Annotated in this window: 2 protein-coding genes; one reads left to right on the forward strand and one right to left on the reverse strand. The window is 41.8% G+C overall.

Annotated elements, in window-relative coordinates; all coding sequences use genetic code 11:
• Positions 1-329 precede the first annotated feature (329 nt).
• On the forward strand, positions 330-569 hold the full coding sequence (locus tag A3735_RS08050) for a SlyX family protein (protein WP_068512900.1): 240 nt from the start codon (positions 330-332) through the stop codon (positions 567-569).
• 79 nt (positions 570-648) lie between these two features.
• On the opposite strand, the gene A3735_RS30550 is transcribed toward A3735_RS08050, so the two are convergent.
• The coding region (locus tag A3735_RS30550) for a hypothetical protein (RefSeq protein ID WP_197485760.1) at positions 649-869 on the reverse strand (221 nt) is incomplete at its 5' end.

The following is an 869-nucleotide window of genomic DNA, read 5'->3' on the forward strand; positions in this document are numbered from 1 at the left end:
ATAAACTCTGTGTAGACATGTAAATTTTCTCGTTAAACAAACTCTTAAAATAGTGGAATTGGTTCAGCAAACACCATTAAGGAAAAAATATCTGCATCCCCCACCTGTGAACAACCCTGTAAAAGTATTGGCAATCGACAGGTAACGCTGCATTGACCTGTATAAACACGACCAGACTCAACGCAAGCCGAGCATGATAACAGATTTTTGGCTCACACAATATCTTGCTTAGAACTTATTCGATTCTACAGTCAACACACTAAATTCTTGAGCACCGGGTAATATGTATTACAATAGCGCCCTCTCTCCATACTTAAGATAGTAAAAACATGAGCCAATCAGAATTACCCGAAGCCCTTATCGAAAAACTTAATGAACGAATCAGTGAGCTCGAAGTTAAACTATCGTTTCAAGATGATTTACTGAACACCCTCAACGATGTAATCACTAAGCAGGACAGGGAAATCCAAGATTTGTGGGTAGCGAACCGACTATTAAAAGAAGGGCTTGGGGAACTTAAATCTGGCAGCGCAAGCACTGAGCAGGAGCCGCCCCCGCCGCACTATTAGCACTATTAGCACTATATAAAGTAGTGCTAAAAAGCGAGATAACTCTGCTCACGCCACCCTCATTTGGCAGCGCAGTAAATCAGGCCAGTTTTTTGGGCGATTTTGAAATCGAAACCACTTTTGGCTTTACGGGTGCTTCTTCATTCGCTGAAGCATTATGTTCGGGTATCAACTCATGCTGAGATTGCTTCCAAACAAGGTCATCAATCTCGTTCGATGGGTTATACCCTAGAGGCGCTTTAAGTAGCGTCTCACGCACTGAAGAACAATCAAATAGATGAGAGTATTTATCAATCTTCT

It is taken from the genome of Oleiphilus sp. HI0061, from assembly GCF_001635675.1.